General features: G+C 69.2%; 19 protein-coding genes and 1 pseudogene. 6 read left to right on the forward strand and 14 right to left on the reverse strand.

The features are described 5' to 3' along the window. The first annotated feature begins 8 nt into the window (after positions 1 to 8). Complete coding sequence (locus tag F1599_RS02410; protein ID WP_150082131.1) at positions 9 to 1,289, forward strand: DUF445 domain-containing protein; 1,281 nt, start codon at positions 9 to 11, stop codon at positions 1,287 to 1,289. 394 nt (positions 1,290 to 1,683) lie between these two features. Continuing rightward, positions 1,684 to 2,460: a pentapeptide repeat-containing protein gene (locus F1599_RS02415; RefSeq protein ID WP_150082132.1), complete on the forward strand. Its 777-nt coding sequence runs from the start codon at positions 1,684 to 1,686 to the stop codon at positions 2,458 to 2,460. A 117-nt stretch (positions 2,461 to 2,577) separates the two neighbouring features. Here F1599_RS02415 and F1599_RS02420 read toward each other — a convergent pair whose 3' ends face one another. Continuing rightward, a complete protein-coding gene (locus F1599_RS02420; protein ID WP_149316600.1) occupies positions 2,578 to 3,477 on the reverse strand; it encodes a recombination-associated protein RdgC in 900 nt (299 codons plus the stop codon). 234 nt (positions 3,478 to 3,711) lie between these two features. Continuing rightward, a complete protein-coding gene (locus F1599_RS02425; RefSeq protein WP_150082133.1) occupies positions 3,712 to 4,308 on the reverse strand; it encodes a BPSL1445 family SYLF domain-containing lipoprotein in 597 nt (198 codons plus the stop codon). 262 nt (positions 4,309 to 4,570) lie between these two features. Between F1599_RS02425 and F1599_RS25725 the strand changes: the two genes are divergently transcribed. Continuing rightward, complete coding sequence (locus F1599_RS25725; protein ID WP_190286281.1) at positions 4,571 to 4,711, forward strand: hypothetical protein; 141 nt, start codon at positions 4,571 to 4,573, stop codon at positions 4,709 to 4,711. A gap of 81 nt (positions 4,712 to 4,792) precedes the next feature. Beyond that, positions 4,793 to 5,005, forward strand: coding sequence for a hypothetical protein (locus F1599_RS02430; protein WP_149317075.1), 213 nt, complete (start codon positions 4,793 to 4,795; stop codon positions 5,003 to 5,005). A 116-nt stretch (positions 5,006 to 5,121) separates the two neighbouring features. Here F1599_RS02430 and F1599_RS02435 read toward each other — a convergent pair whose 3' ends face one another. Next, on the reverse strand, positions 5,122 to 8,763 hold the full coding sequence (locus F1599_RS02435; RefSeq protein WP_150082134.1) for an indolepyruvate ferredoxin oxidoreductase family protein: 3,642 nt from the start codon (positions 8,761 to 8,763) through the stop codon (positions 5,122 to 5,124). Between the two features lie 265 nt (positions 8,764 to 9,028). On the opposite strand from F1599_RS02435, the gene F1599_RS02440 reads away from it, so the two are divergent. After that, on the forward strand, positions 9,029 to 9,505 hold the full coding sequence (locus tag F1599_RS02440) for an Lrp/AsnC family transcriptional regulator (protein WP_006578359.1): 477 nt from the start codon (positions 9,029 to 9,031) through the stop codon (positions 9,503 to 9,505). A gap of 143 nt (positions 9,506 to 9,648) precedes the next feature. Here F1599_RS02440 and F1599_RS02445 read toward each other — a convergent pair whose 3' ends face one another. The 5 genes and pseudogenes from F1599_RS02445 to F1599_RS02470 all read right to left on the reverse strand — a co-directional run bounded on the left by F1599_RS02445 (position 9,649) and on the right by F1599_RS02470 (position 15,037). Continuing rightward, positions 9,649 to 10,482: an aldo/keto reductase gene (locus tag F1599_RS02445; RefSeq protein ID WP_150082135.1), complete on the reverse strand. Its 834-nt coding sequence runs from the start codon at positions 10,480 to 10,482 to the stop codon at positions 9,649 to 9,651. Positions 10,483 to 10,717: 235 nt separating this feature from the next. Continuing rightward, positions 10,718 to 11,648 (reverse strand): annotated as a pseudogene (locus tag F1599_RS26500) (LysR substrate-binding domain-containing protein). 213 nt (positions 11,649 to 11,861) lie between these two features. Continuing rightward, entirely contained in the window at positions 11,862 to 13,106 is a 1,245-nt protein-coding gene (locus F1599_RS02460) for a metal-dependent hydrolase family protein (protein WP_149316605.1), read from the reverse strand. A 5-nt stretch (positions 13,107 to 13,111) separates the two neighbouring features. Continuing rightward, on the reverse strand, positions 13,112 to 14,413 hold the full coding sequence (locus tag F1599_RS02465) for an MFS transporter (protein ID WP_149316606.1): 1,302 nt from the start codon (positions 14,411 to 14,413) through the stop codon (positions 13,112 to 13,114). A 288-nt stretch (positions 14,414 to 14,701) separates the two neighbouring features. After that, positions 14,702 to 15,037 carry a hypothetical protein gene (locus F1599_RS02470; RefSeq protein ID WP_150082136.1) on the reverse strand — a complete coding sequence of 112 codons (336 nt, stop codon included), beginning with the start codon at positions 15,035 to 15,037 and terminating at the stop codon, positions 14,702 to 14,704. An 802-nt stretch (positions 15,038 to 15,839) separates the two neighbouring features. Here F1599_RS02470 and F1599_RS02480 point away from each other — a divergent pair. Next, positions 15,840 to 16,556 (forward strand): histone H1-like DNA-binding protein, encoded by a 717-nt coding sequence (locus F1599_RS02480; protein ID WP_187829090.1) that lies wholly within the window; start codon positions 15,840 to 15,842, stop codon positions 16,554 to 16,556. A 341-nt stretch (positions 16,557 to 16,897) separates the two neighbouring features. Here the strand turns inward: F1599_RS02480 and F1599_RS02485 are convergent, their stop codons facing one another. From F1599_RS02485 to accC, 6 genes are all read right to left on the reverse strand, one after another. Next, entirely contained in the window at positions 16,898 to 17,365 is a 468-nt protein-coding gene (locus F1599_RS02485) for an outer membrane lipoprotein (RefSeq protein ID WP_053822532.1), read from the reverse strand. 20 nt (positions 17,366 to 17,385) lie between these two features. Continuing rightward, on the reverse strand, positions 17,386 to 18,333 hold the full coding sequence (locus F1599_RS02490; RefSeq protein ID WP_150082137.1) for a carbohydrate kinase family protein: 948 nt from the start codon (positions 18,331 to 18,333) through the stop codon (positions 17,386 to 17,388). A gap of 92 nt (positions 18,334 to 18,425) precedes the next feature. Further along, positions 18,426 to 18,926, reverse strand: a complete 501-nt coding sequence (tpx, locus tag F1599_RS02495) for a thiol peroxidase (protein WP_149316610.1) — start codon at positions 18,924 to 18,926, stop codon at positions 18,426 to 18,428. Between the two features lie 118 nt (positions 18,927 to 19,044). Then, entirely contained in the window at positions 19,045 to 20,037 is a 993-nt protein-coding gene (locus tag F1599_RS26410; protein WP_263363969.1) for a DUF3426 domain-containing protein, read from the reverse strand. Then, positions 20,021 to 20,932 (reverse strand): 50S ribosomal protein L11 methyltransferase, encoded by a 912-nt coding sequence (gene prmA / locus F1599_RS02505; RefSeq protein WP_149316611.1) that lies wholly within the window; start codon positions 20,930 to 20,932, stop codon positions 20,021 to 20,023. Before prmA ends, F1599_RS26410 begins: the two co-directional genes overlap by 17 nt. A 94-nt stretch (positions 20,933 to 21,026) precedes the next feature. Next, positions 21,027 to 22,394, reverse strand: a complete 1,368-nt coding sequence (gene accC, locus F1599_RS02510; protein WP_149316612.1) for an acetyl-CoA carboxylase biotin carboxylase subunit — start codon at positions 22,392 to 22,394, stop codon at positions 21,027 to 21,029. Positions 22,395 to 22,504: the final 110 nt, after the last annotated feature.

The raw sequence follows: 22,504 nt of genomic DNA on the forward strand, positions 1-22,504 counted from the left end.
GGAACGCCATGCAGCAAGAGCGGATCGCGGGCAAGGAAGCCGAACTCCGGCGCATGCAACGGGTGGCGCTGGCATGCGTCGGCGCGGCGGCGGCGGTGTTCGTGGCGACGCTGTTCCTGCCGCCCACGTTCTGGGTCCGGCTGGTCCGGGCCGGTGCCGAGGCCGCGATGGTCGGCGGCCTGGCGGACTGGTTCGCGGTCGTCGCGCTGTTCCGGCGCCCGCTTGGCCTGCCGATCCCGCATACGGCGATCATCCCGAAGAACAAGAACCGCATCGCCGACAATCTTGCGGTGTTCGTTCGCGACAAGTTCCTGAACCCCGAGGTGCTGACGGACCTGATCCGGCGCAGCGATCCCGCCCAGCGGCTGGCGGTCTGGTTCAGCGAGCCCCCCAATGCGCACCGCATCGGTCAGCACGCGGCCAATCTGATGAGCGTGCTGCTCGATCTGGTCGACGACCGGCGCATCCAGGCGTTCCTCAACGATGCCGCGCGTACGGTCATCGGCCGCATCGATTTCTCGCCGGCGCTCGCTTCCGTCCTCGAGATGCTGACCCGGGGCGGCAGCCATCAGCAACTGCTCGACGCCGTGCTCAGGCATGCGATCGCCCTGCTGAAAAGGCCGGAAACCCAGCAGCTGATCGCCCAGCGTGTGGTCAACTGGCTCAGGAGCGAACACAAGTGGAAGCAGATCGTGCTGCCGACCGAGTGGCTGGGCGACAAGGCCGCGGAGGCGGCGCGCACCAACGTGATTGACTTTCTCGACGAGGTCGCCCGGATGCCGGCGCACGAGCTGCGGGCGGCCTTCGACAAGGCGCTCGAAGCGCTGATCGCGAGGCTCAAGACCGACGAAGCGTTCCTGCGCAGGGGGGAGGAGCTGAAGGACTTCGTGCTGCGCAATCCCGAGCTTGCCGACTATGCCGCCAGCGTGTGGGCCTCGCTGCGCGAATGGCTGTCCAACGACCTCCAGGCGAGCTCGCCACAGCTGCAGCAACAGGTCGAGCGCGTGGGCCTGTGGTTCGGCCGGAAGCTGTCCGGCGACGAGGAATTGCGCCGCTCCATCAATGACCACGCCGAGTCGTTCGCCGCGACGGCCGCACCGCGGTTCGCCGACTTCCTGACGTCGCATATCAGCGACACGGTGCGCAACTGGGACGCGACGGACATGTCCCGGCAGATCGAACTGAGCATCGGCCCCGACCTGCAGTACATCCGGATCAGCGGCACGGCGGTGGGTTGCTGCATCGGCATCCTGCTCTTCCTGGTATCGCACCTGGGCGAGATCTTCTGAGCGGCGGCCGGGCTTCCGGGGTGCATTTCCGGGTCTCACTCCCAGGGGCGTGTTTACCCTGAAGTCCGCGCCGAACTGCAAGAGGTTTTTGCCGCGGCGGGCCCTCGTCGTGAGGCCTGGGTCACCAACCCCGCAAGGAGCGGACCAAAATCGATAGTCCGCTGCCCTAACGGCATGGTCGGACGTCTCCGCCGCGGGAACAATGGCTGCCATTCGATTCGACGACTCGACTCGATCCTTCGACTCGATCCTTCGATGCGACCCGTCGATTCGATCCTTCGATGCGACCCGTCGATTCGATCCTTCGATTCAACGCCCCGATTCAACCCTTCCAGTCGAACGTTCGAATCGAACCTTCCACCCAGCAGCCTGATTCCACAGCGGGAGAGCCGACATGACCATTCCCAGTATCCACCGCGGCATTGCCGTGCCTTCCGCGTCGGAGCAGGCCGGCGCGATCCCTACCGCGTCCACCAGGCCGGTGAATGCCGGTATCCAGCTCGCGGTGCATGACGCCAGCCACGCCAAGTCACCGGGCCACGATGCCGCGCCCCGGCAGCGCGGCTGGCAGGGTTTTCTGGACCTGGCCCGGCGGTTGGTCGGGCGCCGCGCGGACGACGCCTCCCGCGCCCCGTCGACGACCGCCGCGCAGCGCAGCGCGCTGCTGCGTGGCGTCAGCCTGGACCTGCGCGACGAGGCGCCCCTGGCGGCGCTGGCCTTCGATTTCAGCAATGCGGACCTGGCGGGTGCCGATCCGCCGGTTGCCGGCGTATCGCATCTGCGTTTCAACGGCGCCAACCTGAAGCACGCGACGCTGCGCGATATCAGCCTCGCATGGACCGATTTCAGCGGTGCCGAGCTCGACGGGGCGCGCATTACGATCGCCGCGGAGACGCTGGCGCGGGTCGCGCGGCCCAGCGTGCTGGCGCTGGCATTGCAATCGATTGCAACCATCGACCCGCGCCATGCCGGGCTGCGGCGCGCGCTGATGGAGCAGGTGCTGGGCGCGCTGCAGCAGGCGGCGGCGCTGGCCCGCAGGGACCGCGTCATGCTGCCCGCCGAGTTGCGCGCGCTGGTCTCGGTGCATCCGCTGTTTGCCGGCCTGCCGGGCCGGGAGACGGTGCTGGAGCGATGCGCACCGGCTGGTGCCGAGCGGCATCCGGCCCGCTGAGGCGCCGAGCCGCCGAGCGACTGAATCGGCGAATCGGTGTCGGTGAGCCAGGGCCGGTATCGACGCCGGCCCCGTATCGAAAACCGCCGAGGCTGGCGACTACCGCCGAAACCGGCCTCAGCCCTTCCGTTCGCCGCCCAGCGCCTCGGTCAGATCGCCCAGCATGGCCGACAGCTCGCCGGCCATCAGCGCGAAGTCCGCGTCGAAGCGCTCGTCCTCGTCGCTCATGGTGCCGTCGATCTGCTCCTTGACCACATCGAGCGGCGCCACGCGCTTGATCGCCAGCGCGTCGGTCAGCACGAAGGAGACGCGGTCGTTCCAGGTCATCGCCAGGCGCGTGCAGCGCTTGCCGGCGGCAATATGGCGGCGCAGCTCTTCGGCGTCGAGCGGATGGCGGACATAGCGGACGGTCGCCTTGCTCTCGGCGCTGGCCTGCAGCTCGATCTCCTGATCGACGGTAAAGCCGGCCGGCGCCGCATCGTCGGCCAGCCAGCCGGTCATCGCCGCCACCGGCGACTGGTTGACCTGCAGCGAGGTCAGCGGCAGCGGGTCCAGCGCCTTGAACAGCAGCGTGCGGACCTCGTCGGCCTTGATCGCCGAGGCCGCGTCGATTGCCAGCCAGCCGCGCTCCGGGTCGATCCAGACGCGGGTATCGCGGCGGATGCTGAAGGCGCGCGGCAGCAATTCCTCGGTGATCTGTTCCTTCAGTTCGCGCAGCTGCTTGCGGCCCGGCTTGTAGCCCTGCTGCTCCTCGAGCTCGGCGGCGCGCGCCTTGGTCACCTGATTGACCACGGTGGCCGGCAGCAGCTTCTTCTCGGCGCGCATGGTCAGCAGCATCTGCTTGCCCACGCGGTGCACCAGCGCGCCGTTATCGCGCGGCGAGGCCCATCCCTGGGTCTGCATTTCGAGGCTGGTACCCGGATAGAAGGCGTGCGAGGCGAGGCAGGCCTCGACCTCGTCGGCGTCCTTGTTCCAGGGTGCGGAGAAGCGGTGTAGCTGAAGATTCTTGAACCACATGAGAATTCGGTACCTCGGCCGGTTGGCGAAAGGGACGAATTCTAGCGGCTTGGCGTTGCCGGTGTCGCGGACGTTGGCGTGGCGGAGGAAACAAAGGCGGCAAGGAGGCCGGCAAGGACGGCGGCAACACGGCTCGGCTTCCCAGCCACGGAATCGACAGGAAAAAGCGCCGCGGCCCCCTGCCAAGGGCCGCGGCGCGAGGTGCTGCAAGGCATCACCAGCAGATGGCGCGCCTTACAGGTCCAGCTTGGTGATCTTGGTGCCTTCGAGGCTCAGGCCAGCCATCAGGCCTGCGTTGGTCAGCGCGAAGCCCACCACCGGCTGCTGCACGGTATTGGTGTCGAGCGCGCCGTTGGCGCCGACCTTGGCGACCGCCACGGTGGCGTCGACACCCGCGGTCCAGCCTTCGCTGGCCAGGAATTTGTCGAGCGCCTGCTGGTTCATGAACATGAAGATCAGCGCCTTCGATTGCGCGCCGATCTGCCAGCCCAGCGAACCCGAGATGGTGCGGTAATAGCCGCGGGTGGTATTGCCCACGCGCAGCGCGCCATCGCCATATTCGCCGCCGACGAAGAAGCCGGCCGACAGCGTGCGCGGAAACACCAGGATGCCCCGGGCGCGCGAGGCGAGGTCGCGCGAGCCGTTGACCGAGCTGTACAGCCGGTCCAGCGTGTTTTGAACGCCGGAATCGATCTCGCGGCGGCGCGTCGTTTTCTCGGCCGGGGAAGAAGCCGAATCGCGCGTGGTGGTGCACGCGCCCAACAGCAGGCCGCTGCCGGCCACCGCCAAACCGAGACCCGCACTGGCGTTCAGGAATGCCCTACGTTCCATGTTGTTCTCCTTTGTTCCTGTCAAACACTGCGATGCCAACCAGGATGGCGCCACGCCGACGGTCGCTGGATCGTTGGACCGGGCAAATGGCTTCCATCACGCTGCCCTCCGTTTGTGCAATATACAAAGCGAGGAACGCGACCGCTGTAGGACTTCCCGCCCAGCCGGGGTGGTGTCTGTCCTACACGGCACTTTTTGCGGCGCCAATGCAACGCGATGTAACGAGGTGTTGCGATGTCCGACGTCGGCGCTACCATGCGGCATGCCTAAAGTTCTTGCCCTGATCCCCGCCATCCTGCTGGTCGGCGCGTGCGCCTCGCATGCGCCCGCGGACCAGCAGGCCGCCGCTGCCGCCACCGCCGCCGCCGAGAGCCAGGCCGCCTCCGGGCCGCCGCCCGAGTAGCAGAAGAAGCGGCAGCAATACACCGACTGCGCGCGCGACAAGGCCGAAGCCCGCTCGGCCAAACCCGGCACGACCCAGGCCGTGGTCAACGATGCGCTGCGCGACTGCCGCGGCGAACTCGATGCCGTGCGCACGTCGTTCCGCGAGTATCTCGATGGCCAGATGGTGTCGGCCCACGGCAAGCGCTCCGCGCGCCAGGCCGCTGACCGGCTGGGCCGCGATACCGAGGACAAGGTGCGCGCCTACCTGCTGCGCCACGTCGAGTACCACCGCGCCGTCGCCGCGCGCCAGTAAGCCGGCGTTCGCACCTGCGCGGCGGCCCGCCGAGGGCCGCCCGCCGCCGGGCACCGCCTCGATGGCGGCCCGGCCTTATCTCGATATTCCTCTCGATATTCCTCCCGATATTCCCCTCAATGCGGCGCGCCACTGCGCGCCGTTCCTGCGTCCGCCTGCCGGATCGGAATTCCCCTGAGTTGACCCGCGCCATTGGTGCCATGCGCGCTGTCCGGGCGCGGATAGCGCTGCGCGTCGAAGCGGTGCAGCAGCTCGGCCGCACGCGCGGCGGCGACCGCGTGCGCGGCCAGCTTGATATGGCCGAAGCCGCGTACCTTGGCAGGCAATTGCGCGATCTCGACGGCGATCGGCAGCCGCGCCTCCGTCAGCGCCGGCAGCAGGGCGCGGATGCGGGCCTCGTAGTCGGCGATGGACTGCCGCTCCAGCCTGCGCTCCGCGGTCCTGCCGAACGGGTCGAAGCGCGTGCCGCGCAGCCGCTTGCCCCTGGCGAGCCATCCCATCAACGGCCATAGCCAGGCGCCAAAGGCGATCTTGCGCGGCGGCTCGCCATGCTTGCCGGGCCGGGACAGCAGCGGCGGCGCCAGATGGAAGCGCAGCCGCAGCGGGCCGTCGAAGCGCTCGCGCAGCGCCTGCCGGAAGGCGGGATCGCTGTGCAGCCGAGCGACCTCGTATTCGTCCTTGTATGCCATCAGGCGCGCGAACTGCTCGGCCACCGCACGGGTCAGCCGGCGCTCGCGTCCGGCCTCGCCAAGGGCGTCCTCCGCGGCCTGCACGGCCTCGACGAGCGCGGTATAGCGCGCCGCGTAGGCGGCGTCCTGGTAGGCGGTCAGCAGCGCCACGCGCTCGGCGATCAGCTGCGGCAGCGGCGTGGCCGAGGTCGCCGCGGGCTCGGGCGCGACCAGGGCCAGGCCGGCGGGTTTGCCATCGCTCGCGCCCAGGCGCGTCAGCGCGAGAGGATCGCCGGCCGCCAGGCGTCCCAGCGCCAGCGCTTCCAGGTTGGCGTCCACCGCGACGCCGTTCAGCTCGATCGCCCGTGTCAGCGCCGCCAGCGAGACCGGCACCAGGCCCTTCTGCCAGGCAAAGCCGAGCACCACGATGTTGGCCGCCACCGTATCGCCGAGGAAGGCCGTGGCGAGCGCCTGCGCGTCCAGCGTGTCGATGCCGCCCGAGCCCGTCGCGTGGCGCAGCTTGGCGAGCAGCGCGTCGGCATGCAGGTCGGCATCCGGATTGCGCTGGAATTCGGCCACCGGCGTCGGATGGGTATTGGCGACGATCTGCGTGCGCCGCGGCGCGACCGTCTGCAGCACGTCGGGCGAGGCGCCCACCGCCAGGTCGCAGGCCAGCACCGCATCGGCCTGCTGCGCGTCGATGCGCGCCTGGTTCAGCCACTGCCGGCTCTGCGCGAGCCGCACGAAGGACAGCACCGCGCCGCCCTTCTGCGCGAAGCCCATGAAGTCGAGCACGCTGGCCACGCGCCGCTCCAGGTGCGCCGCCATCGCGATCAGCGCGCCGACCGTCACCACGCCGGTGCCGCCGACGCCGACCACCAGGATGTCGAAGGGCCCGGGGCCGAGCCGGGGCGCCGGCTCGCGCAACGCCGAAGCCTGCTCGCGTAGCGCCGTGGCGGCGCGCTCGTGGCCCACCGGGTGGCGCAGCGTCGCGCCCTCGACGGTGACAAAGCTCGGGCAGAAGCCCTTGACGCACGACTCGTCGTGATTGCAGCTGGCCTGGTCGATCTGGCGCTTGCGCCCCAGCGCGGTCTCGACCGGCTGCACCGCCAGGCAGTTGGACTGCACGCTGCAGTCCCCGCAGCCCTCGCATACCGCCTCGTTGATGAAGACCTGCCGCGCCGGCGCCGGCGCACGGCCGCTCTTGCGGCGGCGGCGCAGTTCCGCGGCGCAGGTCTGCTCGTACAGCAGCACGGTCACGCCCGGCACCTCGCGCAGTTCGCGCTGCACCGCATCGAGCGACTCGCGCGGATGGAAGGTGGTGCCCGCCGGAAAGCAGACGCGGCGGCCGCGATGCACGTCGATGCGGTCGCTGACCACGGCGACGCGCGCGACCCCTTCGGCGCTGACCTGGCGCGCGATCGCCTCGACGTCGAGCGGGCCGTCGACCGGCTGCCCGCCGGTCATCGCCACCGCGTCGTTGCACAGGATCTTGTAGGTCACGTTGGTGCGCGCGGCCACCGCCTGGCGGATCGCCAGATAGCCCGAGTGATAGTAGGTGCCGTCGCCCAGGTTCTGGAACACGTGCGGCGTCGCGGTGAAGCGGCTGTGCGCGACCCAGTCGACCCCTTCGCCGCCCATCTGGATCAGCCCCGAGGTCTCGCGGTTCATCCAGCTGGCCATGAAGTGGCAGCCGATGCCGGCCTGCGCGCGCGAGCCTTCCGGTACGCGGGTCGAGGTGTTGTGCGGACAGCCGGGGCAGAAGTAGGGCTGGCGGCGGATGCCATCGGCCGCGTTGGACAGCAGCGCGTGCTCGCTGAACTGCGGCACCAGTTCGCGCCGGTCCAGGCCGCGGCTCAGGCGGGCGAGCCAGTCGGCCACCGGCTGCATCAGCCGCGACGGCCGCATCTCCTCGCGCTCGGGCAACAGCGGCCGGCCATCGATGCCGAGCTTGCCGGCGATCGCGGGGCGCACGCCGTCGGGCGCGTTATAGAACAGCGCCTGCAGCTGCCGCTCCACCAGCGGGCCCTTTTCCTCGACCACCAGGATCTCTTCGAGGCCGCGCGCGAAGGCCAGCAGCCGGGTCGGCTCGACCGGACAGGCGAGCCCGAGCTTGTAGACGCGGATGCCGGCGTCGGCCAGCGCCTGCGTCGAGATGCCCAGGCGCCGGAACACTTCCATCAGATCGTGATGCGCCTTGCCGCAGGTCACGATGCCGGCGCGGGCTTCGTCCGCCTCGACCACCATGCGGTCGATGCTGTTGACGCGGGCGAAGGCGCGCACCGCGTCGAGCTTGGCGCCGAGCCGCTGTTCGATGCGCGGCGACGGCAGGTCGGGCCAGCGGTAGTGCAGGCCGTCGGGCGGCGGCATATGGCCGGTGGCCCGGCGTATCGCCTCCGCGTCCTGCCAGCAGGCGACGCGCGCATGGACCTGGTCGAGGTCGACCGTCATCGCGCTCTCGACGGTCTCCGACAGCGCGGTGAAGCCGACCCAGTTGCCCGAGTAGCGCGACAGCGCCCAGCCGTAGAGGCCGAACTCCAGGTACTCGGCGACATCGGCGGGGGCGAGCACCGGCATCGACCAGGCCTGCATCGCGAAATCGCTCTGGTGCGACATCGACGACGACACGCAGCCATGGTCGTCGCCGGCCACCACCAGCACGCCGCCGTGCGGCGAGCTGCCATAGGCGTTGCCATGCTTGAGCGCGTCGCCGGCGCGATCGACGCCGGGGCCCTTGCCGTACCAGAGGCTGAAGACGGCGTCGACGGTGCGTTGCGGATCGCCCTCGACCTGCTGGGTGCCGAGCACCGCGGTGGCGGCGAGCTCTTCGTTGATCGCGGGCAGGAAGCGGACGCCGGCGGCATCGAGCAGCGGCGCGGCCTTCCACATCGCCTGGTCGACCATGCCGAGCGGCGAGCCGCGATAGCCGCTGACGAAGCCGGCGGTACCCAGGCCGGCGGCGTGGTCGCGCCGCGCCTGTTCGAGCACCAGGCGGACCAGCGCCTGCGTGCCGCTCAGAAACACCTGGCCAGCGGGCGCGGTCAGGTTGTCCGACAGTCGATAGTCGGTGCGCAGCGTGCGTGTCTCCATTGCGGCCTCCTTACGGCCTGCCGACCAACCTCTTCTTGGGCCTGCGAGCAGCGTCCGGGCAGCGTCCCGGCAGCGCGCTGTCGTTGACGCACGGGCGATGCGCGGGCGATGCACGGGCGATGCACGGGCGATGCGCCGCCGGTGTACCGGCCGTCTCCAGGCCCATCTCCTGAAGACCATGTTAGGCACGCGATCGGAGAAATGGATTTCTCAATTTTGCCGCCAGGGCCTAGATTGGAGAAAACCCATCTCGATAACGGGCGATATGAAGAACGAAGAGGTTCTCGACGAGTACTCGCGCCGCATCCTCGCCGAGCTGCAGCGCGACGCGCGCCAGTCGCTGCAGCAGCTGGCCGGCGCGGTGGGCCTGTCGGTCACCCCCTGCTGGAAGCGGCTCAAGGCGATGGAGGAGAGCGGGGTGATCCGCAACTACACGGTGTGGGTCGACCGCGAGCGGGTCGGGCTGTCGAACTGCGTGCTGGCCGAAATCAATCTGACGCGCCACAGCGAGACCGTGGTCGACGAATTCGAGGCCGCGGTGCGCCGCTGCCCGGCGATCGTCGAGTGCTATCGCACCACCGGCCAGGCCGACTATCTGCTGAAGGTGCTGACGCCGGATATCCGCGCCTACGACGCCTTCCTGCACGACGTGATATTCCGGCTGCCGGGTGTGACCGGCATCCGTTCCAGCATCGTGCTGTGCGAGGTCAAGAGCGGGGCGCCGCTGCCGATCGGCGCTTGAGTTGGAGCCTGAGTCGGGGCCTGAGTCGCGCGCCTGAGTGGTGTTCCTGAGTGGTGCTCCTGAGTGGTGCTCCTGAGTCGCGCGCCGGAGCTGCGCGCATGCCTCGGTGCCTTGGTCGCTCTTCCCGGTCCGCGCCGGCGGTGCTACAGCATCTCCAAGGGACGCGGCCCGCGCGGCGGCGGAAACAGGGCATCGAGCTCGGCCAGCTGCGCGGCGTCGAGCGCGATCGACACCGCCGCGGCGTTCTCGCGCAGTGCGTCGCGCCGTCCCGTCTTCGGGATCGCGATCACGCCGTCGCGCGCCAGCAGCCAGGCCAGCGCGGCCTGCGCCGGGGCGATGCCATGGCGCGCGGCAAATTTCTTCAGGCCGGCATGGCGCAGCAACCGGGCCTGCTCGATCGGCGAATAGGCCATCACCGGCACGCCGCGCTCGCGCAGCCATGGCAGCAGATCCCATTCGATGCCGCGGCGGCCCAGGTTGTACAGCAGCTGGTTGGTCTGGACCCGGTCGCCGCCCGGTACCTTCCACAGCTCGCGCATATCGTCGAGGTCGAGATTGCTGACGCCGAAGTGGCGGATCTTGCCGGCCTGCTGCAGCGCGAGGAAGGCCTCCATGGTCTCGGCCAGCGGCACGCCGCCGCGCCAATGCAGCAGGTACAGGTCGATGCGGTCGGTGCCGAGCCGGCGCAGGCTCCGTTCGCAGGCCGCCACCGCGTCGCGCCGTCCGGCGTTGTGCGGATAGACCTTGGTAACCAGGAACACCTCGTCGCGCCGGCCGGCGATCGCCTCGCCGACCAGCGTCTCCGACAGCCCCTCGCCATACATCTCGGCGGTATCGATCAGGCGCAGGCCAAGGTCCAGGCCGAGCCGCAGCGTGGCGATCTCCTCGGCCCGGCGCGCGGGATCGTCGCCAATATTCCAGGTTCCCATGCCGAGGGCCGGCACGCGTTCACCGCAGGGCAGCAGCACTTGCTTCATGGCGCATCGCTCCTATGTGTTCGGGGATTCGAGGTTCGAGGTTCGAGGTTCGGGATCGGGATCGGGATCGGGATCGGGATCGGATTCGGCATCGGGGATGGGGATCGGGATCGGGATCGGATTCGGCATCGGGGATGGGGATCGGGATCGGGATCGGGATGCCGATGGCGTGGGCGCATCGGTCGGCGCCGCATCCATCGGCGCTGCCTTCGTCGGCGCTTCATCCGTCCACACTTTATCCCTCGGCGCTTCGTTCGCCGGCGCGGCCATCGATGCCGCTCTGCTGCACCAGCCATTGGCGGAACGCACGCGCCGCGGCCGGCTCGGCGCGCTCGCGCGGCCAGATCGCGTAGTAGCCGCCGCCCAGGGTCGCGCTCGCCTGGGTTGCGCGCACCAGCAGGCCGTCGCGCAGGCAGGCATCGATCATATGCCGCCAGCCCAGCACGATGCCGTGGCCCTCGATGGCCAGCTGCAGCAGGATCGGATACTGGTTGGCCACCACGCGATGGTTGGGGCGCGCATCGGGCAGGCCGTTCTGCGCCAGCCAGGTCTCCCATGACATCCATTGGCGCTGGGCGTCCTCGAGCACCCAGCAGCGTCTCGTCGACCAGGTCGGCGGGTTCCAGATGCCGGCCGCGCAGGTAGCCGGGCGTGCAGACCGGGAACACTTCCTCGTCGTACAGGCGCCGTGCCGCGAAGCCCGGCGGCGGACCTTCGCGCAGGTAATAGAGGCCGATATCGAACTCGGCGCCTGACATCGAGGCGAGGCTGTCGTTGACGACCAGGCGCAGGTGGATGTCCGGATGCGCGGCGCGAAAGCGCGCCAGCCGCGGCGTCAGCCACAGCACCGCGACGCCGGACGAGCAGGCCACCGACAGCTCGGTATGTCCCTTGCGCTTCATCACGTCCTCGGTCGCCTCGGCGCAGCCGACCAGCAGCCGCTGCACCACCTCCGCATAGCGCTGGCCGCTGACGGTCAGCCGCAGCGCGCGCGGCTCGCGCACGAACAGTTTCTTGCCGAGGAATTGTTCGAGCTGGGCGACCTGCCGGCTGATCGCGCTCTGCGTCAGATGCAGCTCGGCGGCGGCGCGCGTGAAGCTGCCGTGCCGCATCGCCGCCTCGAAGGCGATCAGGCAGGGCAGCGGAGGAAGCGGGGAAATGCGCATGGCGGCGTCCGGTCGGTCAAGCCGCCATGATAGTGGAGGGCCCACGTTGGGCATGAAGGGACAGCCCCGCATGGGGCTCCCCTCTCCCGCTCGCGGGAGAGGGATTGGGGGAGAGGGCAAGCGCGCTCGCCATGCGATGGGGCGCCACATCTCCCCCTCTCCCCGGCCCTCCCCGGGAGAAGGACAACTACAGAGCGACAGAGGCAGTGGACGCTACTGCGCCGCGCGTGTATGGATCCGCCCGCCCTGCATCACCAATGCCAGGTGTTCGCCCTGGCCCATCAGCAGGCCGATGTCGGCCAGCGGGTCGCCGTCGACCACCAGCAGGTCGGCCAGCGCGCCGGCGCGCACCGTGCCGAGCTCGCCCTCGCGCTGCAGCAGCGCGGCGGCGATCGAGGTGGCCGAGCGGATCGCCTCCAGGTTGCCGAGCGCGTCGGCGCGGATGCGGAACTCCTCGCTCTGGCACTGGTGCATCTCGCCGAGCAGGTCGGAGCCGAAGGCCATCGGCACGCCGGCCTCGGCGTAGATGCGCAGCGAGTCGTGGCCGGCCTGGCGCACGGTCTCGATCTTGGCTACCGACTCGGCCGGCAGGCCCAGCCGCGCGCCGTCGCGCGCCAGCGCCTCGTAGGTGATCACGGTCGGCACCACGAAGGCGCCATGCTCGCGCATCACCTCGGCGGTGGCGCGGTCGACCAGGTTGCCGTGCTCGATCGAACGGACGCCGCAACGCACCGCGCGGGCGATCGCGCGCGGCGTGTAGGCGTGCGCCGCGACATAGGTCTGCGCGGCCTCGGCCTCCTCGACGATGGCGCGGATCTCGGCCTCGCTGTACTGCGTGTTGGCGATCGGATCGGTCGGCGAGGCGACGCCGCCCGAGGCCATGATCTTGATCTGGGTCGCGCCCTTCTGGATCTCCTCGCGCACCGCCAGCCGCACCGCGTCGACGCCGTCGACCACGCGCGCGATCGCGCCGGCGCGGAACGCGCACGAGCAAGGCTCGAGCGTGTCGCCGCGCGGGCGGAAGTCGCCGTGGCCGCCGGTCTGCGACAGCGCCTTGCCCGACGGGAAGATGCGCGGCCCCGGGATCAGGCCGCTGGCGACCGCCTGCGACAGGCCCCAGTCGGCGCCACCGGCGTCGCGCACCGTGGTGAAGCCGCGCTCGAGCATCGCGCGCATGATCGGCAGCGCGCGGATGGCCACCAGCACGTTGGGCTGGGTCGCGTTCAGGCCGAGGTTGGCGAGCGAGGCCAGCACGTGCACGTGGCAGTCGATCAGCCCAGGCATCACGGTCTTGCCGGCGACGTCGATGCGCCGCAGGTCGGGGGCGTCTGGCAGGTCGAGCGGCGTGGCCGATACCGCGGCGATGCGCTCGCCGTCGATCAGGACGTCGTGGCGGCGCAGCAGGCTGCCGTGCGCCGGGTCGAGGACGTTGCCGCCCTGAAGCAGGATTCTGGTCATGAGTCTCAGTGTCGTTGCAGATAGGCCGGCTCGCGGACGAAGCGCGTGCCGACGAAGCTGATGGCGGCGGCGATCATCACGTAGAAGGCGGGCGCCATGGTGCTGCCGGTGCTGGCGATCAGCCAGGTGATGATGAACGAGGCGAAGCCGCCGAAGATCGTCACCGCCAGGTTGTAGGCGACCGACAGGCCGGTCGACAGCACCTTGGCCGGGAACAGTTCGGAGAAGGCCGCCAGGATCGGGCCGGTGTACGCGGCGATCAGCACGCCGAACACCAGCTGGAACACCAGCAGCGACGCCAGGCCCGGCACGTGGTTGATATAGAAGAACATCGGATAGGCCAGCAGCAGGATCAGCAGCGCCGAGCCCGACAGCAGCGCGCGCCGGCCGATGCGGTCGGCGAGCCAGCCGACGATGGGCGAGAACACCATGATCGCGAGGCCGCCGACCATGCCCGCGATGAAGCCGGTGGACTGCGGCACTTGGAGCACTTTGACCGAGTAGGTCGGCATATAGAACAGCAGCACGTAGGTGCAGACCGTCCACAGGATCACCATCGAGAAGCTCGCCGTGGTCTCGCGCGGGTAGGTCTGCACGATCTCCTTCAGCGGCGAGTCGGAGCGCTCGGCGTTGTCGCGGAAGGTCGGCGTCTCGTCCAGGTGATGGCGGATGTAGTAGCCGACCGGACCGATCACGATGCCCAGCAGGAAGGGCAGGCGCCAGCCCCAGCTGTTCAGTGCCTCGGGGCTCAGCGCGCTGGTGACGAAGGTACCGACCGCGGCGCCGAGCAGCACCGCGACGCCGATGCTGGCCTGGATCCAGCTCGAATAGAAGGCACGCTGGCGGGCGGGCGCGTACTCGGTCAGGAAGGCGGTGGCGCCGCCCATCTCGCCGCCGGCGGAGAAGCCCTGCATCAGCCGCGCGACCACGATCAGCAGCGGCGCGAAGACACCGATCTGGTCGTAGGTGGGGGCGATGCCGATGATGGTGGTGCCCAGCGCCATCAGCAGGATGGTCAGCGACAGCGCCTGCTTGCGGCCGACACGGTCGGCATAGATGCCGAGCACGATGCCGCCGACCGGGCGCATGAAGAAGCCGACGCCGAAGGTGGCGACCGCCAGCAACAGCGACGACAGGTCGTTGCCGGTCGGAAAGAACAGCCGGGCGATGATGACCGCGAAGAAGCTGTAGACCGTGAAGTCGAACCACTCGAGGCCGTTGCCGATCACCGTCGCGACGATGGCGCGGCGGCGCTCCCTGGCGTGAGTGGCGGGCAGCGCGTCGGCGTGGGCTACGCTCGCTTGCATGTTGTTCTCCTGTGCATGGTTTCCTCCTCTGAGATGGACAGCGCCCGTCCGCGGCAGGCGCAGCGGGCCCGACGGCCGATGTTAGAAGCTGGGCCCGCGCAGGCGGTAACGAAATCTGCGCATGTCCGCATGCCGTCGGCGCATGGATCGGGGCATGCGTCGGCGCATGCGCAGGGGCATGCGATGGTGTCCGCCATCGTCCGACAGTCCGGCGCCGGCGAGCGATGGCGAGCGATGGATGGCGATGGCGATCGAGGACCATCGAAGGGGCGTCGTGGATGCCGTCGGTCAGCGTCGAGGGTCGTTGAAGGCCGTCGACGATGCGGTCGAGCGCGTGGTCGATCGCCCTCGACGGTCATCGATGGAGCGTCGATCGAACGTCGATCGAGCGTCGGTGGGCATCGACATCGCGCTCGCGAAGGGCAAAGCGTTGCGTCGGCGCATCACTCGATCGATGCTCGCGCACGCTGCGCGGCGACGCGCGAGGCGATGCCGATACGCGATGCGTGCCGCGACGTCGCGACGGCTGTCGTCGCCGTCGATGCGCTCGTCGTTCGTCTCGCGGCGACCGTGTCGAGCGGTGCCGCGATGCGCTGCGATGACGCCGCGGCGCACGCCGAGCAACGCGCCCGCGCCACGTGCGAACGATCTTCAGTGCATGCCGCAAAGCCTTGTCGCATGCGGCTTTGCGGCGAGCATGCGGGTTCTCCCTCGTGTCTTCGCCGCGGCCTCGCGAGGGCTGGCGATGGGTCGCTGCGAACGTCGTCGCGAGGTCCGCGCGCAGCGGTCGCGCACCGCATCGTCGGCATATCGATGAGGCCGCGATGCGATCGACGGCGAGGGTCTCGCAGCGTGTCGTCGCGGCATGCGATGCGTGTCTCGACAGCGCGTCGCGCATGTCATCGCATCGATGTGTTCGTCATCGCAATGCGCGCGCATTCGATGGCGTGATTTTTTGGAACTTTTTTCTTAACATCACCGACCAAACGAATTATGATTCGCCTTGACAAGAGTCTCTCTTCATTGCATGAAGCAAGACATCGCGAAGCGAAGAACTCGAACAACAACCGCGGCGCGTTTCGATGCAGTGATGCAGGTAGCCGAGGAGCAACAGAACTTTGACGCAGACCAGACCGGGCTGGCTTCTTACAACGCGTACAGTCTCCTGTGGCCCATTGACGGGATGGGTTCGCTACCTCGAACAACACGGCGTCTGCCTGGCGCGGGCCATGACCGCGAATGCAGGTCTGCCGTCGGAATACTCCTACTTGGAAGCCGCGTGTCGTCGGGCAACGACGCGCGAGCGGATCGAATACTGCAGGACGCGGCGAGCGTTGCGCGCGGGTCATCGCGTTGCACGTCGCCACGGAAGCTTCGCCCTGCGCGGAGCGCCTGCCAAGGAATTCATTAGCGTGCGGCAGCCGTATTGCGGCACGCCGATGAATCGCTCGCTCGACTGGGGTTCGCAAGCAATAACGCCTCGGGTCGGTCGGGTCGCCAATTTTGGACATTCGATATTCACGCTCTAGTGAAGGAGTCATCCATGGCAACGACTGCGAAGAAGAAACCTGCGGCCAAGAAGGCCGCGCCCGCCAAGAAGGCAGCCGCCAAGAAGGCCGCACCGGCCAAGAAGACCGCGGTGAAGAAGGTCGCCGCGAAGAAGGCCGCGCCGGCCAAGAAGGCCGCGGCGAAGAAGGCCCCCGCCAAGAAGGTCGCGACCAAGAAGGTAGCGGCGAAGAAGGCGGCACCGGCCAAGAAGGCCGCAGCGAAGAAGGCCCCCGCCAAGAAGGTCGCGACCAAGAAGGTAGCGGCGAAGAAGGCGGCACCGGCCAAGAAGGCCGCAGCGAAGAAGGCCCCCGCCAAGAAGGCCGCGACCAAGAAGGTAGCGGCGAAGAAGGCGGCACCGGCCAAGAAGGCCGCGGCCAAGAAGACCACCGCGAAGAAGGCGACCGCCAAGAAGGCCGCGCCGGCCAAGAAGGCTGCCGCGAAGAAGGCGCCGGCGAAGAAGGCTGCCGGCAAGAAGGCCGCTGCCCAGCCTGCCTCGGCCCCTGCCTCGTCGCCCGCCTCGGCTCCCGCGCCGGCCGCCAAGACCGCGCTGAGCCCGGCCGCCGCCTGGCCGTTCCCGACCGGCAGCCGTCCGTAAGCGTTGACGCGCGACCTGTGCGCGCTCGATTCCTGCGGGAATCCTCGGGGCACCTTCGCGTGCCCGGATGACCGGATACCCCGTATCCGGCCGGCATGACTGTGGTCCTGCCAACCCGCCGCCGGCGACAGCCGCGGCGGGTTTTTGTTTGGGGTTCGTCCCAACGCACCGCGATCCGCCCGAACGCAGCGCGACGCCATAGCGGCTCTCCGGGATCGCGCCGCCGGCGCACGCGCAAACAAAAACGCCGCCCCCTGAAGGAGGCGGCGTCGTGATCGACGGCCGGTGAAGCGCGCCGCTCAGTGCGTACGGCTCAGTACGCGGCGCTCAGCGCGTGCCGCTCAGTGCGTGACCCGCGTGACGCCGCCCGAGGACAGCAGCCGCACGCGTTCGCCCGGACGGAAGATCTCGTCGGCGTCCTGCGTGATCGCACGCATCTCGCCGTTGTCCAGGCGCACCGTGATCTCGAGCCCGCGCCGCTGGTCGACCCGGTTCTCGATCGCGCTGCCCGCCATGCCGCCGAGCACCGCGCCGAGGATGCCGGCCGCCACCGAGCCGCTGCCGCTGCCGATCGAGCTGCCCGCCGCGATGCCGCCGATGGCGCCGCCCGCCAGCGTGCCGACGCCCGATTGCTGACCCTGGATCATCACCTCGCGCACGCTCTCGACCACGCCGTAGCGCAGCGTCTGTTCACGCTGCGCCTGCCCCGGCGTATAGATGCTGGCGGAGTTCGATTGCGTGGCGCAGCCGGCCACGAGGCTGGCGGCCGCCACGAGCGCGACGCCGCAGGTTCGGATAAGGGTTTGCATGGTGATTCCCCAGCAAGGGTTTACGCGTAACGGTAGCCGAAGGCCGACTCGAACATCTGGCCGATCTGCTCGCGCGAGACCTTGTAGTTCTGCGGCCCCTGGTGCGCGATCTTGATCGCGCCCATCAGACTCGCGAGCCGGCCGGTAGTTTCCCAGTCGAGGCCTTCCTCGATGCCGTACAGCAGGCCGCCGCGGAAGGCGTCGCCGCAGCCGGTCGGATCGACGACCCGTTCGGCCTGCACCGCGGGAATATTGTACTGCCGGCCATCGGCGTGAATGGTGGCGCCGCGCTCGCCGTGCGTCACGATGAAGGCGCGCACGCGCGCCGCCACCTCGGCGCTGCTCCAGCCGGTGCGCGACAGCAGCACCTGGCCTTCGTAATCGTTGACCGTCACGTAGCTGGCCAGCTCGACGAACTGGCGCAGGTCCTCGCCGTCGAACAGCGGCATCGCCTGGCCCAGGTCGAAGATGAACGGAATGCCGGCCTCGGCGAATTGCCGGGCGTGGTGCAGCATCCCTTCGCGGCTGTCCGGCGCGACGATGCCCAGCCGGGGCGCGCGTTCGCCCTTGAGCGCGTCCTGCACCTGCGACAGCTGCGACTGGCTCATCGCGCCCGGATGGAAGGCGGTGATCTGGTTGTTCTCCAGATCGGTGGTGATCATCGCCTGCGCGGTGAAGGTGCCGGGCAGCGTGCGGATGTGCTCGGTGCCGATGCCGAGTTCGCGCAGGTAGTCCAGGTACGGGCCGGCATCCTCGCCGACCGTCGCCATCACCACCGGCTCGCCGCCGAGCAGCTTCAGGCTGTAGGCGATATTGCCCGCGCAGCCGCCGAACTCGCGGCGCATGCCGGGGACCAGGAAGGACACATTGAGCATGTGGATCTGGTCCGGCAGGATGTGTTCGCGGAACCTGCCTTCGAACGTCATGATGGTGTCGTAGGCGACGGAGCCGCAGATCAGGCTGGGCATGGATGCTCCAAGGTGTTTTGGTTCTGGTGGATCGCTGGTGGTGCTGCTTGTTTTTTCCCTCTCCCGTGGGCGGGAGAGGGCAACACGCTCGCTTACTTCAACGCCGCCAGCGCCGCGTCATAGTCCGGCTCGTTCTTGATTTCCGGCACCAGCTGGCTGTAGGTCACCGTGTCGTTCTGGTCCAGCACCACCACCGCGCGGGCCGTCACGCCGGCCAGCGGGCCGCTCTGGATGTCGACGCCGTAGTCGTGCTTGAACTGCGCGCCGCGCATCGTCGACAGCGGCACCACGTTGCTCAGGCCTTCCGCGGTGCAGAAGCGGCCCATCGCGAACGGCAGGTCGGCCGAGATGGTCAGCACCACGGTGTCGGCCAGCGCGCTGGCCTTCTCGTTGAACTTGCGGGCGGAGGCCTGGCACACCGGCGTGTCCAGGCTCGGCACGATATTGAGGACCTTGCGCTTGCCGGCGAAGTCGGCCAGCGTCACGTCCTTCAGGTCCTTGCCGACCAGCGAGAATGCGGGGGCCTTGTCACCGGGTTGGGGAAATTTGCCGCCGACTTCGATCGGGTTGCCGCCGAGGGTCACAGTGCTCATGGTCGCTCCTGGTTGAGGGGGACGCGGCGCGCGCGGCCGGATGCCGCGGCGGCGCATCCCGGGGAATTCGAGGATGGTTCGGGTGTTCGGCGATGCATCAGCGATGCATTCGGGATGCTCAGGGATAAAACACCGACACGCGGTAGTTGTCCGCTGCCTGCCGAGTCCGGAATCGTACCTGAAGGGGCAGCTCGGCGCCCGCCTGCAGGCCCGCGGCGCCATCCGGATCGCGCGCGCGGTGGGCCGCCGGGAGGTAGTCGGCCGGCATCAGCACGCGCCGCTGCAGCGGGCGGTCCTGCGCGTCGGTCAGCACCAGCTCGATCGCCGGCAGCGCCACCACCGCGCGGCCCTGGTTGCGCAGCGTCATCGTCAGCAGATAGTCCTCGGTGCCGGCATCGGGCATCTGCAGTTGCGAGCCGTCGATGCGCAGCGCGGACAGCTGCTTCGCCGACGGCACGCGGCAGCCCAGCGGCGCGCAGGCGGCCTCGAGCCACGGCCGCAGCGCGGGCACGCGTCCGGCCAGTTCGGTGCGCCACAGCAGCGCCGCGGCGAGCAGTGCCAGCAGTGCGGCCAGTACCGCGGCGGCCGCGGCCCAGCGCAGGCGACGGCGGCGTGCGGCCGCCCGCCGCGCCGCCAGTGCGGCCTCTTCGGGCGTGCCGGACAGATCGGCGGAGAAGGGAACGGTGTCGGGGGCGGCGCCGCCTTGCCAGCGGCGCATGGCGTGTTCGCGCGCGATCGCGCTCGGGGCGATCTCGTTGGATTCGGCGGCCCGTGCGCGCAGATAACCGCCGGCGCTCAGGCCGGCTTTGGTGCCGACGTTGGTGCCGACGTTGGTGCGGGCGTTTGCGTCGGCGTTTGCGTTGGGTTGGGCAGTGGTCCCGACGTTGGTGCCGGTGTTGGCGTCGGCGCTGGCGTCGGCATTGGTGCCAACGTCGCTGTCGGCATTGGTGCCCGCATTGGTGTCCGCATCGCTGCCGGCGTTCGTGCCGGCGTTGGCACCGGAGCGGGTGCCAGGGTCCATGCCGCCATCGCGGCCGGCATGCCGCGGCCCGGCCTCGCGCCGGGCGTCTTCAGGGAGTTCGGAGTGATCGGCGTCAGGGGCGGGTGCCATGCAGACACACCCAGCCTTCGTCGCTGCGCCAGACGCTCAGCGGCAGCCACGGCGCATAGGCGGCGGCGACCTCGTCGGCCTGCCGTTCGAGCACGCCCGACAGCACCAGCCGGCCGCCCGGCCGTACCCGCGCGCTCAGCATCGCGGCCATCAGCTTCAGCGGGTTGGACAGGATATTGGCGACCACCAGGTCGTGGGTCGTGGCGCCGGTGGAGGCAGCCAATGCCGCGGCGTCGTCCGGCAGCGCGAAGGTCGCGCTGACACGGTTGCGCTCGGCGTTGTAGCGCGAGGCCTCGACCGCGTTCGGATCGATATCGACGCCGAGCGTGTCGCCGGCGCCGAGCTTCTTCGCGACGATGGCCAGGATGCCCGAGCCGCAGCCGTAGTCGAGCACGGTCTCGCCCGGGATCAGGTTCTGCTCGAGCCACTGCATGCACAGCCGCGTGGTCGGATGGCTGCCGGTGCCGAAGGCCAGGCCCGGATCGAGTTCGAGCACGACGGCGTCGGGTTCCGGGGCATCGTGCCAGGACGGCACCACCCAGATGCGCTCGCCGATGCGGATCGGCTCGAACTGCGACTGCGTCAGCCGCACCCAGTCCTGGTCCTCGACGCTGCGCACCTCGCTGGCTGGCACCGCGCAGCCCAGCGCGTTGGCCGCGGCGGCCAGCACCAGCGCCGGGTCGGTGTCCGCGTCGAACAGCGCCACCAGCCGCGAGTGCTGCCATGCCAGCCGGGTCGGTTCCATGCCCGGCTCGCCAAACAGCGGCTGCTCATCGGGCGTGTCGGCGTCAGCGTCCTCGACCGAGACCGACAGCGCTCCCAGCTCGAACAGCGCGTCGGACCAGGCCTCGGCCTGATCCTGGGCAATCTCGATTACACATTCCTGAAATGCCACGCGCTTTCCCCATGCTGGCCGCCTGCCGTGGTCGGCGGGGCGGCCGTCAAACTGCCTGCTGCAGCCGGCCCGGCTCGGACCGGCCCGAACCGGCTCAGACCTTCTCGCCCTTGGCCACGCTCTTCTGGGCCAGGCGGTGCTCCAGATAATGGATGCTGGTGCCGCCTTCGACGAAGTTGGCGTCGAGCATCAGCTCGCGGTGCAGCGGCACATTGGTCAGGATGCCGTCGACCACCATCTCCGACAGCGCGATCCGCATGCGCGCGATGGCCTGCTCGCGGGTGGCGCCGTAGGTGATCAGCTTGCCGATCATCGAATCGTAGTGCGGCGGCACGAAATAGCCATCATACGCGTGCGAATCGACCCGCACGCCGGGGCCGCCCGGCGCGTGCCAGGCGGTGATGCGGCCCGGCGACGGCGTGAACTTGAACGGATCTTCGGCGTTCACGCGGCATTCGATCGCGTGGCCGCGGAACTGCACGTCCTTCTGGCGATAGCGCAGCTTCTCGCCGAAGGCGATGCGGATCTGCTCCTGCACGATGTCGATGCCGGTGATCATCTCGGTCACCGGATGCTCGACCTGCACGCGCGTGTTCATCTCGATGAAGTAGAACTCGTTGTTTTCGTACAGGAACTCGAACGTGCCGGCGCCGCGGTAGCCGATCTTCTTGCAGGCCTCGGCGCAGCGGTCGCCGATCCGCTCGATCAGGCGGCGCGGAATGTGCGGTGCCGGCGCTTCCTCGATGACCTTCTGGTGGCGGCGCTGCATCGAGCAGTCGCGCTCGCCCAGCCAGATCGCCTGGCGATGCTGGTCGGCCAGCACCTGGATCTCGATATGCCGGGGGTTCTCCAGGAATTTCTCCATGTAGACCTCCGGATTGCCGAACGCGCGGCCCGCCTCCTCGCGCGTCATGTTGACGGCGTTCAGCAGCGCGGCCTCGGTGTGCACCACGCGCATGCCGCGCCCGCCGCCGCCGCCGGCCGCCTTGATGATGACCGGATAGCCGACCCGGCGCGCGGTAGCCAGGATCTCCTTCGGATCCTCGGGCAGCGCACCTTCGGAGCCCGGCACGCACGGCACGCCGGACTTGATCATGGCCTGCTTGGCCGACACCTTGTCGCCCATCAGCCGGATGCATTCCGGGGTCGGGCCGATGAAGACGAAGCCGGACTTTTCCACGCGCTCGGCGAAGTCGGCGTTCTCCGACAGGAAGCCGTAGCCCGGGTGGATCGCCTGTGCGTCGGTGACCTCGGCCGCCGAGATGATGGCGGGCATGTTGAGGTAGGACTGGGGGGAGGGCGCCGGGCCGATGCAGACGGCTTCGTCGGCCAGCTTGACGTACTTGGCCTCCTTGTCGGCTTCGGAATAGACCACCACGGTCTTGATGCCGAGCTCGCGGCAGGCGCGCTGGATGCGAAGGGCGATTTCGCCGCGGTTCGCGATCAGTATTTTTTCGAACATAGTCTCTCTCTGCGCAGCAGAAGGGCGGTCACAGAAGGGCGGTTACGCCGGGGGCCGGCCACGAACGCCGCGTTGCGACCGGCCGCCGGCACCGCACGCCGCCACGCGAA

This window comes from Cupriavidus cauae, assembly GCF_008632125.1.
GTDB lineage: Bacteria > Pseudomonadota > Gammaproteobacteria > Burkholderiales > Burkholderiaceae > Cupriavidus > Cupriavidus cauae.